Origin of the sequence: Anoxynatronum buryatiense, assembly GCF_900182905.1 — a bacterium.
Lineage (GTDB): Bacteria > Bacillota > Clostridia > Peptostreptococcales > Tindalliaceae > Anoxynatronum > Anoxynatronum buryatiense.
Genome location: NZ_FXUF01000006.1, coordinates 36682 through 51319 on the forward strand (window position 1 = coordinate 36682; position 14638 = coordinate 51319).

Consider the following 14638-nt stretch of genomic DNA (forward strand, 5'->3'; position numbering starts at 1 on the left):
GTTTGCCGGCTGTTGTTTTGATTCGGCTGCGAACACATAAAATCTACAGCAACTGATTGTTCACTTCATCCGAATCTTTATAGCAGTGGCGGCAGTAACCGGGGGCCACGGTTTGCCACACTTCCTCAGAAGGTCGCCCACTGGTGGTTTCATCCTGAATCACCAAGCCATCCTTCATGGTGATGATCCGGTCCGACTTGGCGGCGATATGGTCGTTGTGGGTCACCACCAAAAAAGCGGTGCCCAGCCGGTCGTTGATATCCCGCATGAGTGAATAGACCTGCTCCGTGGTCTCGCTGTCCAGATTGCCGGTGGGTTCGTCGGCCAGAATCAGGGCCGGTTCATTGATGAGGGCCCGGGCAATGGCCACCCGCTGCTGCTGACCGCCGGAAAGATCAGTGGACTTGTTATTGATCTGTTCTTTTAACCCCACCAGTTCCAGCAGCTCTTTTGCCCGATCCGCCTTGCGACGGGTGCCGTTTCCCGCCTGAATCCAGGTGGGAATCAGCACGTTTTCAAGGGCGGTGAACTCTGGCAGCAGGTGGTGAAACTGAAAAACAAAACCGATGTTTCGGTTGCGAAAAGCTGCCAGTCTTTTTTCGCCCATACGACTTACTTCCTCTCCCTGAAACCAGAGAGACCCTTCAGTGGGCTTATCCAGAGCCCCCAATATATTCAGCAGGGTGGTTTTGCCGGAGCCGGAGTATCCAATAATACTGGCAAACTCACCGGAACGAAAACCCAAATCAATTCCTTTCAGCGCCCGGGTTTTCACCACCGTGCCATATACCTTTGTAATGCCTTTGGCTTCCATCAGCCACTCACTCATCATCATCCCTCACTTCTTTAACATTGAATTTCGCTACATTGCATTCCGCTTTGGCAGTTCAACCTGCTTTACATTGAACTTCACTTTTGCATTAAACGCCATTTTGCTTCGAACTCCGTCGGGGCATTGAATCCCTGGATCAGAGAAATCCAGTGACAGTTACCCCCGAATCACCTCAATGGGATTAAGGCGGGCAGACTTCCGGGCGGGGAGAAGTGCCGAGATCACACTGGCCAGCGTGGCAATGACCACAATGGCGGCGGCATAGCCGGGGTCAAATTCCAGAGGGAACAGGGGTCTTCCGGTGGCCTGAGCCGTTCCCCAAAGGAAGAACTGGGTGATGACGAAACCCAGGCCGCTCCCCAGCAAGGCACCGCCAAAGCCCAGAAAAGCGCCCTGAAAGAGAAAAATGCGGCTGGCACTTCCTGAGGGGGTGCCCATGGCCTTCAGAATTCCAATCTGCCGGGATTTTTGCACCACCGATACGGCCAGCACACTGGCAATTCCCAGAGTGACGGCCAGCAGCACAAACACCTGAATGGTGACAGAAGAGCTGCTCTGGGCCTGAAGGCCGCTGAGAAGGTCTGCGTTTTGGTCTTTCCAATTATCCACAGTAATACCGGAAAGCTGCTGTTGATAAAAGGCTCCCAGCGTGTCGGCAGCAAAGATGTCTGTCATCTGTACTTCGATGCGGCTGATATCATCTCCCAGTCCCAATAATCGCTGGGCGCGTCCTAAATCCAGGAAAAGCCAGGTTTCATTGAGGCTCTGACTGCCCAAATCAAAAATGCCTGTCACACTGAAAGATTGGCGGCCGCCTCCCGGCAGCTCCAGGGTAACTTGATCTCCGGTGGTAAGGCGGGCTTCCCGGGCCAACGCGCTGCCCATGAGCAACCCATTGCCCTCCAGGGCCATGGTGCCTGCCTGCAAAGCGGCTTGAAGCTGGTAAATGGCATTTGCCCGTTCCGGCTCGACTCCCCGAACGATCACAGGCCAGCGCTGACCGCTTCGAAGCACAAAGCCATTACCCTGAGCAACAGGAGAAACTGCCGTCAGACTGGCATCTTCATCCAACAGGGCCATGAGGTCGGCCCAGTTTTTCAGAGTGTCATCTTCCCGGCGAAAGTTGCCCGCTGTCGTGACGGTGGCAGTTCCCGAATGACGGGGGGAACCAGGAGAATCAGAAGAATCAGAGGCATCAGAAGAACTAAATGATTCAGGCATCAGAGATGAAGCGTCGCTGCCGGAAAAAATCAAGTGGGGGCTGCTGCCCACGGTGGTGTTAATCAGATCCCGCTGCAGACCGGTGATGAGGGTACCCAGAAAAACCTGTACCGCCACGCCGATGGCAATGCCCAGCAGGATAAACAGTGTTTGACCCTTGCCTTCCCGAAGGAAGCGCAGGGCTACTTTCAGTTCAAATCTCATGAAGCATCCCCGCCTTCCGGTGCAGTTGCCTCCGGCAGTACCAGCGAGTCTCCCGGCTTCAATCCGGAGGAGGGGTGAATGACTTGATCGCCGGCAGAAAGTCCGTCGAGAATCAGCCATTGATTAGAACTCACAGCCTCGGCGGTAATGGGGCGTTCGTTTACCGTGCCATCTTCCAGTACCAGCACCCGCAGGGGGTTTTCCTCCCACCGGAAAGCCACAGGCAGCAACAACGCCTCTGCCAGTTCCCGTACCTGAATTTCGGCCTGAATGGTCAGGTCCTGAATCAGATAATCCGCCTGCTCTTCCAGGGCCAGCTGAATGCGTACGGTGCCGGTGGCTGCATTCACCCGGGGAGCAATGAAGGCCACTCGGGCAGCCACTTCCCGGGAAGGATAAGCCTCCGGCCACAGACGGGCAGGCTGACCCACTGCCACCAGACCCATCACCCGTTCATCCAGCTCCACTTCCGCATAATAGCCTTCGTCGGCTGCCAGGATCAGCAAGGTGCTTCCTGGCTGTACCCATTCTCCCGGTTCCGCCAGACGCTCCAGCACCACGCCATTAAACGGTGCCTGGAGGCTGTACTTGGCCAGTTCCCGCTCCAGGGTTTCCAGACTGCTTCTGGCCTGAGCCACCGTTGCGGCTGTTTCAGCCGCTTCAGCACCGCCGGTTTCCTGGGCCGCCAGAGAAATTTCGGTGGATCGAATTCGGGAATTCAGAACTTCGAGTGCATTTCGAGTTTCTTCCAGAGGTTCCAGAGGCAGGGCGCCCTGGGAATAAAGTGCTTCCTGACGTTCAAGGGTGCGCACCAGCTGCTCCCGGTTCAGGTTCAACTGTTCCAGCTCTTCCCGGGTGACAGGCACGGCCAGTTCCGACAGCAAGCGGGTGCGGGACTGGGCCAGGGTCAGACTGGCTCGGCTTTCGGCCACGCGCTGGCGGGCATCGCCGTCATCAATCACTGCCAGTACCTGCCCCTCACTCACCGTATCTCCCTCGGTCCCTTCCAGAGACAACAGCCGACCGGCCACCTGGGCCTGAAGCTGTACCTGACGTGCGGGGACCATGCGGCCGGTGGCACTCAGCCTTTGTACAAAGGGCGTTGCCTCCATGCCCAGCAGTTCGGGAGGCGCAGGAGTGCGCTCAGGCAACAGAAAGTACAGGCTTAAGCCAACCATTATCACCAGCACAAGCGCGGTGGTCCATTTCATCCACAGTTTCATCTCCATCACTCCATTTTCAAAAAATGTCAAAATGTAATATTGTATTTTATATATTACACAGTACGATATTATTTTTTAATACCCGATCATTTATCATTCAAACGCTGTTTCGATGCCGGTGCAGATCATCTGTACCCTTGTGACATCGCTTCTCTGAAACGGGCATTGGAAGATGGGTGAGAGGAGTGACTTCCAAAGGGGGATGGGCGAGATGATGAAGCGTTTGGCTTCAAATGGCTTTAAAATGATAATTGAATGACATTTTAAGCGGCTTTGTAGATTTTTTCACTTCATTCTGGTATAATCGATGGGACTCTGCCGATATTCAGTTATCACATGGCGGGCAATGGGTTGGATCAGCTTTCGCGAAACGTTGAAACCACCAGTTAAGCAGAGAGTCGAAACGAACTGAAACGAGTTGTCATGAAGCCCGATATGTCGAAGCAGGTTGGAATGCGCTGGGCTGATCTGAATCGAGTTGAATGGCATCGGGAAGATTAGTGATGGTCGTGGAACAGCCTCCCGCAAAACGGATAGAATGAAATGTTGAAACTTTTTTGACTTCAAGACGTCATGAAGCATAAGAAGCATAAAAAGCATAAGAAGCAAGTGAACCTAAACAGCAGCAAACAGCCTTGAATACATAAGTAGTAAGCAGCCTTGAAAACATAATGGCAGCAGACAGCATCTGAACAGAATGAAGCATCTACAATAGATGAAGCATTAATAGATGGAGCATTTGGGCCAAAAGCGAACAACTTGATGTCAAACAGCATGTCAAACAGCATGTCAAACAGCCAATGTGGTGGAATTTTGAATAGGAAGTGAAGAACTGTGAAAAAACTGTTTCTCAGAGTGTTCCTGGTGGCATTCATCTGTTTTACGATTCTGTTTACAGGTGTTTTTGCCGCGTTTAACACCTACATGAAAGAAGACCATCCCCAGGCAGATGTGCCTGTTGTTCGCGACCGGGCAGATGATGAGTTTGACCGTCAGGCCGAAGAACCCGTCGAACAGGATGAACTGAAAAGGCTGGTCAACGACAGCAGCCGGGTTAACTTTATTCTGCTGGGAATTGCCAGTGGTCTGACAGATACCATGATGTTTGTTTCCTTCGATCCTGACACCAAAAACATGGATTTGATTTCCATTCCCAGAGATACCTATTATCCCCGGGTGGGGTATGATGGCCTCGGGCAGAAAAAGATCAATGCTGCTTACAGCGCCCATGGAGCCGACGGCGTGAAAAATGTGATCAGCGATTTGTTATACGATGTGCCGGTACATTACTATGTGACGGTGACCTATCAGGGAGCCGCTTCTGTGGTGGACGCCATTGGTGGCGTGCCAATTCACATCTCCAAACGGATGTATTATGAGGATCCGTATGACACACCACCCCTGGTGATTGATTTTGCTGCCGGCAACCATGTGCTCAACGGCCGTGACGCTGTGAAGTTTCTTCGATACCGCCAGGCAGCGCCGGGATCAGGAGCGCTGGAACGCAATGGTGACCTGGGGCGCATTGAAGCCCAGCAGCAGTTCATGAAAAATGCCCTTGAAAAAGCGTTGACACTGGGAAATCTGCCCACTCTGGCCACATCTGCTTTCCGTTTTGTGCGCACCGATGTGGAACTGCAGGAAGTGATTCGCCTGGCCAACGCGGCCCGATCCCTGAATCCCCAGGAAAATATGAATACCTACAGTCTGCCGGGTGATCCACGCACCCAGGGCGGCCTCAGCTATGTGTTTCATGACGCCATGGAGACCCGCCGATTGCTGATTTACATCTACTCCAATGGTGAAAGCGGGCTGGAGGCTGAACCGGAGGCAGAAGCGCCTGAAGCAGGCAGTGAAACCGGAGAAGCTTCAGAACCATCAGAAGGAACTGCCGTAAACGAAGCCACTGACATCACGTCACGGCGACGTTTGTGGAATGAAATTCAGATTCAACGGTTCTTTGATGTGGCCCGGGAGAGCAGTTGATAGAGAACAGGGAAAAAGGGATTGGATAACCGCTTTACGAAAACCTTCTGCCTGCATCAAAAAAGAGCACCCCGCGGGGTGCTCTCAGACTGTAAGCAAAATAAGATGAAGACAAGGGATTTGGAAAAGGACAGCCTTGAAAATCTTGTCAGTGTTTATTCGAAAAGGGGAGAAAACTGCCAGCGCCTGCTGTTTGAGCGCAGCGAGTTCAGGCGCTGTTTTCGAGACTTTCGACTATAAACACACAAGATTGGAATCAGCTGGCCTGGCTAAAGCCCTTTGTCTTCAACCTCTAAAGAGCACCCCACGGGGTGCTCTTTCATTTTTTGCTTTTTACGATTCGCGATTCCCTAATCCCTGTTCCCTATCCCTTATCCACTGCCACTCCAGCGATATCCTTGAAGTAAATCAGATCGGTATACATCTCTCCCAGGTAAGGTTCGTAACGAACACCCGCCAGGGTATACTGTTGTTTTTTGCGAAAAGCCAAAGAAGCAAAATTGGGGATGGGGCTGATGATGGTTTCGGCCATGATGGTGGTGATACCCTTGGGGCGAATATCGGCAATCAGGCGTTTATAGAGCTCGCTGCCGATTCCATGACCGGTGAGGTGGGCGCGAATGGCGGTTTTATCCACCACCACAAAACTGTTCAGCCGTTCCTGGTCAAAGAGGGGGTGCCATTTGACCTCATCAATCCAATCAGGGTTGTCCTCCAGCCATTGATCCCGGGTATAGGCCATTAAAAATCCCACCACCAGGGGTTTTGTCGAACTGGAAACGTTTTCTGCCACATAGAAATGATCCAGGCGTTGTGCCAGAGCAGTGAACTTTTCCATGTAATAATCAGGTTGTGAGGCGTAATCATCCACCAGGAACCCCTGGGTGGAGTCTTTGTCACTTTTTCCCACAGAAGATGCAATCTGATAAACGGCGCCAATGTCGGCTTCCGTTACCCTGCGCACCTTAATATAACTGCGAAACCTCAACTGTTCTTTCTCGATTCGGCCTGGTTGCATCGGGTTCCCTCCTTCTGGCGGCACCGGGGATGGCAGTCACTGCCTGACGAGCTGCAGCGGGTAAAAAAACCCTTTATAAGACAGTTATAAAGGGGGCCGCACGAATTATTGCTACCGACACCATTATAGTACATGGATCAAAGTGTGTCAAACAAGCGATTATCTCTTGCATACCATAGGGGGGTATGGTATAATGAAGCCGAAATATGAAGAAAAGGAAGGGGGGAGTTTGTTGGCTGAAGAAAAAAAACCGTCCATGCATTCTGCAGAAGTACAAAAAGGACTGGTGCACCGTCTGAATCGGGTGGAAGGTCAAATCAGGGGCATCAAAAAACTCATTGAACAGGAAACCTACTGCGATGATATTTTGCACCAGCTGGAGGCGGCCCGGTCGGCCCTCCGATCCATTGAAATGGTACTGCTGGAAAGCCACGTGAAGCACTGCGTGGTGCATCAGATTCAACACGGCGATACCGATGTGGTGGAAGAAATTCTCACCACCATCAAAAAAATCACCAAATAAGGACAAGAAACGTGTTAAACACATTAAAACGGGCTGAAAACCGGTACTGTTCATTATCTGTAGCTGTTCATTATCTGGAATTGTCCATTAACAGGAGTTATCCACTATAAAGAAAGAAGTGAGCCGCCATGAAAGAAACTGCTGTAAAAGTGGCTGGCATGAGCTGCACCTCCTGCTCTGCCGCCATTGAAAAGAAACTGGGCAAAACTCCCGGGGTTTCCAAAGCTGCCATTAACTTTGCCACTGAGAAGCTGCACCTGGCTTATGATGAAAATGCCATTTCTCTGGAAGAAATCAGCGGCATTGTGGAGAAGCTGGGGTACACCCCCCTGATGGATACCGCGGAGGAGCAGGGATCTCCCGTAACCTCGAAGGAACCTGCTGCTGCGTTACCCGCCTCCGAAACCAAGACCCTGAAAGTGGCCGGTATGACCTGCACGGCCTGCTCCGCCGCCATCGAACGGGGGCTGAACAAAATGGCCGGGGTGGAACAGGCAGCAGTGAACTTTGCCGCCGAAAAACTCACCGTCACCTATGACCCTTCGCTGGTGCGCCTGGCCTCTCTGGAGAAAAAAGTGAAAGACCTGGGGTATGAGCTGCTGCCGGAACAAACGGGCACCCAGGCCGTTGACCAGGAAGAAGTCATGATGGCCGCCGCCCGGAACCGCATGCTGAAATCTGCCATTCTTTCCGGCACCATCATGGTGCTCATGATCATTAAAATGTTCGGCGTTCATCCCCCTTATTATCTTTGGATCATCAACCTGCTGGCACTGCCCAACATATTCCTTCTGGGCCGTCATGTTCACCGGGCCAGCTGGAACGCTGTCAAGAACAAGAGTCCCAATATGGACGTGCTGGTGACCCTGGGCTCTGTTCCCCCCTATCTCATCGGGCTTATGGCCTTTTTCCTGCCCCTGCAGGCCTTTACAGAAATGGCCAGCAGCATCATGACCCTCCATCTGGTGGGCAAGTATCTGGAAACCCGTGCCAAGGGCCGGGCTTCCCAAGCCATCAAGAAACTCATTGAAATGGGTGCCAAAACCGCCAATATTCTTCTGAATGGCGAAGAAGTGCAGGTGCCGGTGGAAGACCTGCGCCCCGGAGATGTGATGATTGTCCGCCCCGGCGAAAAAATTCCCACCGACGGCCAGGTGGTGGAAGGCCAAAGCACCGTAGACGAATCCATGGCCACAGGAGAATCCATGCCGGTGAACCGTACTGTGGGCGACACTGTGATTGGCGCCACCATCAACAAGCAGGGCGTCATGAAGGTACAGGTTACCAAAACCGGTAAAGACACCTTCCTGTCACAGGTAATTCAGCTGGTGGAATCCTGCCAGGGCTCCAAAGTGCCCATTCAGGAATATGCCGACCGCATCACCGGGTATTTTGTGCCGGCCATTCTGGTGATCACCCTGCTGGTCTTTACCTCCAACCTGCTGTTCCCTGAGTTTCATCAGGGCATTCTTTTGTGGGGAGCCCAATACCTTCCCTGGGTACGTCCGGGAGCCGGCACCCTTTCCATCGCCTTTGTCACCGCCACCGCTGTACTGGTCATCGCCTGCCCCTGCGCCCTTGGGCTGGGAACCCCCACCGCCCTGATGGTGGGCAGCGGTATGGGTGCCGAAAACGGCATTCTCATTCGTAACGGCGAAGCGGTGCAAACCTTTAAAGAACTGAAAATGGTTATTTTTGACAAAACCGGCACCATCACCTTGGGCCGCCCCGCCGTCACCGATGTACAGGTGACAGACGCCGGTGACGAATCCCGGCTGTGGCAGCTGGCCGCTGATCTGGAACAGTCTTCAGAGCATCCGCTGGCCTTTGCCATCATGGAAAAAGCCAACGAAAAAGGCATCACCCCCCAGTCTGTCACCAATTTTGAAGCCCTCCCCGGGTTTGGAATTCAGGGGGAGCTGGCTGACGGTACCCGGGCTTTCATGGGTAACCGAAAGCTGATGACCGCCCAGGGCATTGACTTCAGCCAGTGGGAAAGTACCATTGCCGCCCTGGAAGAAGAAGCGAAAACCGTGATGCTGGTGGCCGCCGGGTCAGCACTGGCGGGCGTCATTGCTGTGGCCGACCCCATGAAAGCCGATTCCGCTGCCGCCATCAAAGAGCTCCATGCCATGGGCATCAAAACTGCCATGGTCACCGGGGATAACCAGCGCACCGCCAACGCCATTGCCCGCCAGGCCGGTGTTGATAACGTGATTGCAGAAGTGCTGCCGGAAGGCAAGGTGGATGAGGTTAAAAAACTGCAGGCCCAGTACGGCACCGTGGCCATGGTGGGAGACGGCATCAATGATGCCCCCGCCCTGAAACAGGCCAATATTGGCATTGCCATCGGCACCGGTACCGACATTGCCATTGAGGCGGCAGACGTCACACTGGTGAAGGGAGAGCTGAGCGGTATTATATCTGCCATTCTGCTGTCAAAGGCCACCTTTCGAAAAATCAAGGAAAACTACTTCTGGGCCTGGTTCTACAATGCCATTGCCATTCCCGTGGCCATGCTGGGGCTTCTGCATCCCATGATTGGGGCTGCCGCCATGAGCATCAGCTCCCTCAACGTGGTGTACAATTCCCTGCGGCTGAAGCGGGTAAACATCAAACCGGGGTATGTGAAATCCTGATGGATAAACTTCTTCAAATGGGGTATTCCATGAAAGAGGTTTGAGGCATTCCGGGAAATGGGTTTGAGGTATTCCATAAGCAAATTGAAACAATTGAAGCGTGAAGTTGGAAGTATTTGGAAGTTGGAAGCATTTAATAAAAGCGATGGATGATGAAAAAAGGAGATGAACCCATGCGTAAACTGGTTAAAATTAAAGGAATGACCTGCGGTCACTGCAGTGCCCGCGTGGAAAAAATGCTGAAGGGTCTTGAAGGGGTCGCCGATGCTGTGGTGGATCTTGAAGGTGAAAATGCCATCATCAACCTGTCGGCCCCGGTGGATGATGCCCTGATCAGAGAGGCCATCGATGACGCCGGCTACGATGTGATTGATATTCAGCAGCAGTAAGCGAGCATCCATATGCAAAATCTGTCAGGTTGAACCCGCCATATCGAGACGGCCAGATGAGTACCACAAAGCAGACATACCCAGTTTGAAAATGAATAACCCTTTGTCTTGCGCCGGCACACCTGCTGTTTCTCAGCCCGTGCCGGTGCTTTTTGATGTGCCAATCCCGGGTAAATCCCGTTGGCAGGAAGGGGATGGTGAGAAAGCCCGACGGTTGACCTGAAAGGAAAAAATGAGATACAATGGTGTTAAACATTGGAAAAAGTCTGACAATAATTCCACTTCACCCTCTCAAATTTCCTCAGGCGGTGGTGACAATGAAATTGGTGAACCCATCTTATCAGCGAAAACTCCGGTATCCATTGATCATCTCCCTTACCCTGGCGGTACTGGTTATCTTCGCCGCCTGTGACCTTGCCCCGGCCTCTTTGCCAGGCTCTGCCGATCGCCGAATCCCTCCCCTCACCCTTCTCACCAACACCGAAAGCTATGACCCGGTACGGTACCACGCGGCCCATCAAATTGCAGCCTGGTGGCGTGAGCTGGGTTTTGAAGTGGAAGTGATTCCCATGGAATTCAATGAACTGACCTATGCCGTACGAAATTTTGATCCAGAGGAGAAAGACTGGGATGCCTTCACCATGAGCTGGACAGGCCGGGTGGAACGGGCCGACCCGGATATGTTCATCTATTCCATTGCCCACTCTTCCCAGGCGGGGATCATGGGCAATAATTACTGTGAATACCGAAATGAAGCCTATGATGCTTTGGCTGAAGCCCAGCGGCGGGTCATGAATCCAGATGTGCGCCGGGAGGTGGTGTATGCCGCCCAGGAGAAGCTGGCTAAGGATGTTCCCTATGTGACGCTGTTTTACCGCCGGGTGGTACAGGCCTACCGTCAGGACCGGTGGGAAAACATGACTGCCATGGCGGGAGAAGGGTTGTACCATGAATGGCTGCCCTTTCATGCCCGTCCCATAGACCGCCAACCCCTGGATGAAGAACCCATGAGACTGGTCATTGCCAGCAACCAGGAGCCTTCTTCCCTGAATCCCCTCACCGCATCCACTGTCTGGGAATGGAAGCTGCTGCGCCTGATGTACGATAAACTGGCCCGGGTGAACCAGTATTTTCAGCCGAAGCCCTGGGCCGCCCGGGATATTCGTCAGGTGAACGACATTACCATCGACGTGATCTTACGGGAAGGGATGACTTTTCATGACGGCCAGCCTGTGCGACCTGAAGATGTGGTGTTTACCTACAACATGATGCGGGAGCGAGGAGTCACTTATTTTGCCGCCTTTTTAGACCCCATTAAAGAAGTGGTGCTGCTGCCGGACCGCACCATCCGTTTTCGGCTGAAAGAGCCCTACGCGGCCTTCATCACCATGACCCTGGCCCAGATTCCCATTCTGCCGGAGCACCTGTGGTCAGAATTCCTGCACGAATATGAAATAGCAGCCCCTGCAACACCTGGAGCATCAGAGAATGTGCCTGTGCCCTTGGTGGGCAGCGGTCCCCTGTTTTTTGAAACCTGGGATCATGGAAAACAGATCACTTTTCGAAAAGATCCCCACTACTTTGCAGCCGACGATGTGGCCCTTGACGAGCTGGTTTACAGCCTCTATCCCGATACGGAAAGCCTGATGCAAGCTCTTTTATCCGGCGAGGCAGATATGACCGGGGTGAATCTGGAGCCGGATCAGCTTCCCGTGGCAGAGGCATTCGCCGAAATTCAGGTGATTCAAGTGCCTGATCTGGGCTTTCACTATCTGGGATTCAACTGCTCCCGCCCTCCCTTCGACGACCCGGTGATGCGCCAGGCCGCCGCCATGGCCATGGATCTGGAACACCTGGTTTCTCAATACCTGAACGGAATGGGGGATGTGGGCGGTGCCGGTCAGCCCATTTCCACAGGCAATGTGTTCTGGAAAAACCCGACCGTCACCCAATACCCCTTCGATATTACCAAAGCCAGAGAAATGCTGCAGGAAGCCGGATACACCTGGGATGAACAGGACCGGATCTGCTGGAAGGAGTGACCCCCGTGGCACAACAGCCCCCACCCCGGTTGATTAAACGCACCAAACTCATCGGATACCCCATGATTCTGGTAACCCTGGGCCTGATCATCATCAGCGTGGCCGGCACCTACACCAGCCGCCATTTGATTATTAATCAAATCAAAGAAGATGGCGTCACCCTGGCCCGCCAGATTGTTCGCCAGATTCAGGGGAATGAGTCCTCCGTCAGACTGACCCGGCATATGCTGGAAACCCATATCAGCAGTGCCAACCAGCTGGCGGTGGACAATCGGGACCAAATAAGTGATGAGTACCTCACTTATCTGACGCAAATCACCCTGATGGATGAAATCACCTGGCATGATGCTGACGGCCGGGTGTTGTTTGCCAGTGACAAGTCTCAGCGAAGGCCTGTTGCCGCCGGAGACTCGCTGTATGCTTTTTTGCGGGGCCCTGATCAGGAGCTGATGGAACCGTTGCGATTTATCAGCCTGACGGGCGAGAACTATCAATATGGCGCCCTGAAACATCCCAGCGGCGAATTTGTCCGGTCGGGTATTCTGGCAGATAATGTGCTGGAGCTGACCCGGCAGTTTAGCTATCAGACACTGGTGGCACAAGTGGCTGAGAGCGAAAACCTCACCTATGCCCTGGTGGTGGACCGTCAGATGACGGCCATTGCCGACTCTGATCTGAAGGATATTGGTATTCGCTATGTCCCGGAGGAAGAAGTGGCTATGCAGGCAGCTTTTCGGGGAGCAACAAGGGTGGCAGAATGGTATGACGAGTCCAGAAATGAACGGGTCATGGAAGTGATCACGCCCATTATCACCGATGGAGAAATCAATCATGTTCTCATCGTGGGCATGTCCATGGCCTCGGTGTATGCCCATTTTCACCAAATGACGCTGATTTTTGTGGCAACGGCACTGGCTGTGCTGCTGGCCTTTTTGTGGCTCCAGCGGCGGCATGTGATGGCACCGGTGAAAGAGCTGGACGCAGGCATCAGCAGCATTGACATCAAAGAACAGATGGATTACCGCATTCAGCTCTCCCCGGGCAATCCTTTCCTGGGTCTGGCGGCCACCATCAACCAGATCCTGGACCGCACCCAGCAGTACTTCACCAGCCTTCAGAAAAACCAGCGGGACCTGGAAATATCCAACCAGAACATCACCGAAGCCTACCAGCGCATTCAGGCTTCCGAAGAAGCTCTCAACGATCAGCTGGCTTACATCACAGAGCAGCAGGAATGGATTCAGCATCAGGCCTATCATGACGACCTGACACAGCTTCCCAACCGGCGCCATTTCATGGAGCGTCTGGCCAGCTGCCTGCAGCACGAGTTTCAGGGGGCGGTGATTCTGGTGGACACCGATAACTTCAAAAGTATCAATGATACCATGGGCCATATATTTGGAGACAAAGTGTTAAAACAGATGGGAAGAGAACTCGTTTCCCTGCTGGGAAAAAGTGTTTTTCTCTCCCGGTTTGGCGGCGATGAGTTTCTGATTTTGCTGGACAGACCCTCGGATTCACGACAGGTGGAATCTGTCGCGCTGGCCATTAAAAGTCATTTCAGCCGGCACTTTTCGGTGGAGGAGACCAGTGTTCATCTGACCCTGAGCATGGGCATTGCCACTTATCCGGAACATGGGCAAGATCCGGAGTCACTGATTATGAAAGCTGATATGGCCCTTCACCGGGTGAAAACCATGGGGAAGAACAATTATCTGTTCTTTGATGAATCCATGACCAACAGCATGCGGGAAAAAGCCCGGGTGGAGAACATTCTTCGGGAAGCGTTGGAAACCGATGGCTTCACCCTGCATTATCAGCCCCAGGTGGCAGTTAAAACTGGAAAGCTGACAGGCTTCGAAGCGTTGTTGCGCCTAAAAGACTTTTCGGTGCCCCCCGGCATCTTCATTTCCGTGGCAGAAGAAATAGGGCTTATTCTTGAAATTGGACGCTGGGTAACCCGGGCGGTGATCCGGCAGGTGGCAGCCTGGCAGGAGCAGGAGCTGCCGGTGATGCCCGTATCCATCAATTTTTCCGCGTTGCAGCTTAATGATACCGATTATGTGGATTTCCTGAAGCGGGAACTTTACCAGATGAACGTGCCTCCCCGGCTGATTATGATCGAAATCACCGAAAGCATTTTTCTGGATAACCGGGAGGAGACCCTCCGGTTTCTTCACCAGCTGAAAAACCTGGGAGTCACCATCAGCATCGACGACTTCGGTACTGGCTATTCATCCCTCAGTTACCTCACCGAAGTGCCGGCAGATCTGGTGAAACTGGATAAAAGCCTCATTGACCGGTACCTGGAAAAAAACAGCCAGGCAGTTATCGACAGCATGATTGCCCTGATCCACAGTTTGAATCTTGAGGTGCTGGCCGAGGGCGTTGAAGAAAAGGAACAGTTCCGGCGTCTGGCCTCCTGCGGCTGCGACTACATTCAGGGGTACCTGTTCAGTAAACCCCTGCCGCCGGAAGACGCCGTGAATCTCTTTCATCAGAATTTTACCAGCCTCTTCAAAGAAGCATAGGCTTATGGTAAAATGGGGAAATGACAAGGA

At 53.0% G+C, this 14638-nt stretch carries 10 protein-coding genes; 6 read left to right on the top strand and 4 right to left on the bottom strand.

From position 1 onward, the window contains the following. Positions 1-43 precede the first annotated feature (43 nt). The 3 genes from QOL74_RS09350 to QOL74_RS09360 form a co-directional block, all read right to left on the bottom strand. Positions 44-829, bottom strand: coding sequence for an ABC transporter ATP-binding protein (locus tag QOL74_RS09350; RefSeq protein WP_283409205.1), 786 nt, complete (start codon positions 827-829; stop codon positions 44-46). Positions 830-988: 159 nt separating this feature from the next. Further along, positions 989-2257, bottom strand: a complete 1269-nt coding sequence (locus QOL74_RS09355; protein ID WP_283409206.1) for an ABC transporter permease — start codon at positions 2255-2257, stop codon at positions 989-991. Further along, positions 2254-3480 carry an efflux RND transporter periplasmic adaptor subunit gene (locus tag QOL74_RS09360; protein ID WP_283409207.1) on the bottom strand — a complete coding sequence of 409 codons (1227 nt, stop codon included), beginning with the start codon at positions 3478-3480 and terminating at the stop codon, positions 2254-2256. The genes QOL74_RS09355 and QOL74_RS09360 overlap by 4 nt, the downstream gene beginning before the upstream one ends. An 834-nt stretch (positions 3481-4314) precedes the next feature. Between QOL74_RS09360 and QOL74_RS09365 the strand changes: the two genes are divergently transcribed. Beyond that, on the top strand, positions 4315-5466 hold the full coding sequence (locus QOL74_RS09365; RefSeq protein WP_283409208.1) for an LCP family protein: 1152 nt from the start codon (positions 4315-4317) through the stop codon (positions 5464-5466). A 364-nt stretch (positions 5467-5830) separates the two neighbouring features. Here QOL74_RS09365 and QOL74_RS09370 read toward each other — a convergent pair whose 3' ends face one another. Beyond that, the gene (locus QOL74_RS09370; RefSeq protein ID WP_283409209.1) at positions 5831-6484 is read right to left on the bottom strand and encodes a GNAT family N-acetyltransferase; all 654 of its coding nucleotides are present in this window, start codon (positions 6482-6484) and stop codon (positions 5831-5833) included. A gap of 193 nt (positions 6485-6677) precedes the next feature. On the opposite strand from QOL74_RS09370, the gene QOL74_RS09375 reads away from it, so the two are divergent. The 5 genes from QOL74_RS09375 to QOL74_RS09395 all read left to right on the top strand — a co-directional run bounded on the left by QOL74_RS09375 (position 6678) and on the right by QOL74_RS09395 (position 14608). After that, positions 6678-7007 carry a metal-sensitive transcriptional regulator gene (locus QOL74_RS09375; protein WP_283409210.1) on the top strand — a complete coding sequence of 110 codons (330 nt, stop codon included), beginning with the start codon at positions 6678-6680 and terminating at the stop codon, positions 7005-7007. Positions 7008-7135: 128 nt separating this feature from the next. Next, positions 7136-9646, top strand: coding sequence for a heavy metal translocating P-type ATPase (locus QOL74_RS09380; RefSeq protein WP_283409211.1), 2511 nt, complete (start codon positions 7136-7138; stop codon positions 9644-9646). A 173-nt stretch (positions 9647-9819) separates the two neighbouring features. Continuing rightward, complete coding sequence (locus tag QOL74_RS09385) at positions 9820-10035, top strand: heavy-metal-associated domain-containing protein (protein ID WP_283409212.1); 216 nt, start codon at positions 9820-9822, stop codon at positions 10033-10035. Positions 10036-10352: 317 nt separating this feature from the next. Beyond that, positions 10353-12077, top strand: a complete 1725-nt coding sequence (locus tag QOL74_RS09390) for an ABC transporter substrate-binding protein (RefSeq protein WP_283409213.1) — start codon at positions 10353-10355, stop codon at positions 12075-12077. Between the two features lie 5 nt (positions 12078-12082). Beyond that, the gene (locus QOL74_RS09395; protein WP_283409214.1) at positions 12083-14608 is read left to right on the top strand and encodes a putative bifunctional diguanylate cyclase/phosphodiesterase; all 2526 of its coding nucleotides are present in this window, start codon (positions 12083-12085) and stop codon (positions 14606-14608) included. The last annotated feature ends 30 nt before the right edge of the window (positions 14609-14638 follow it).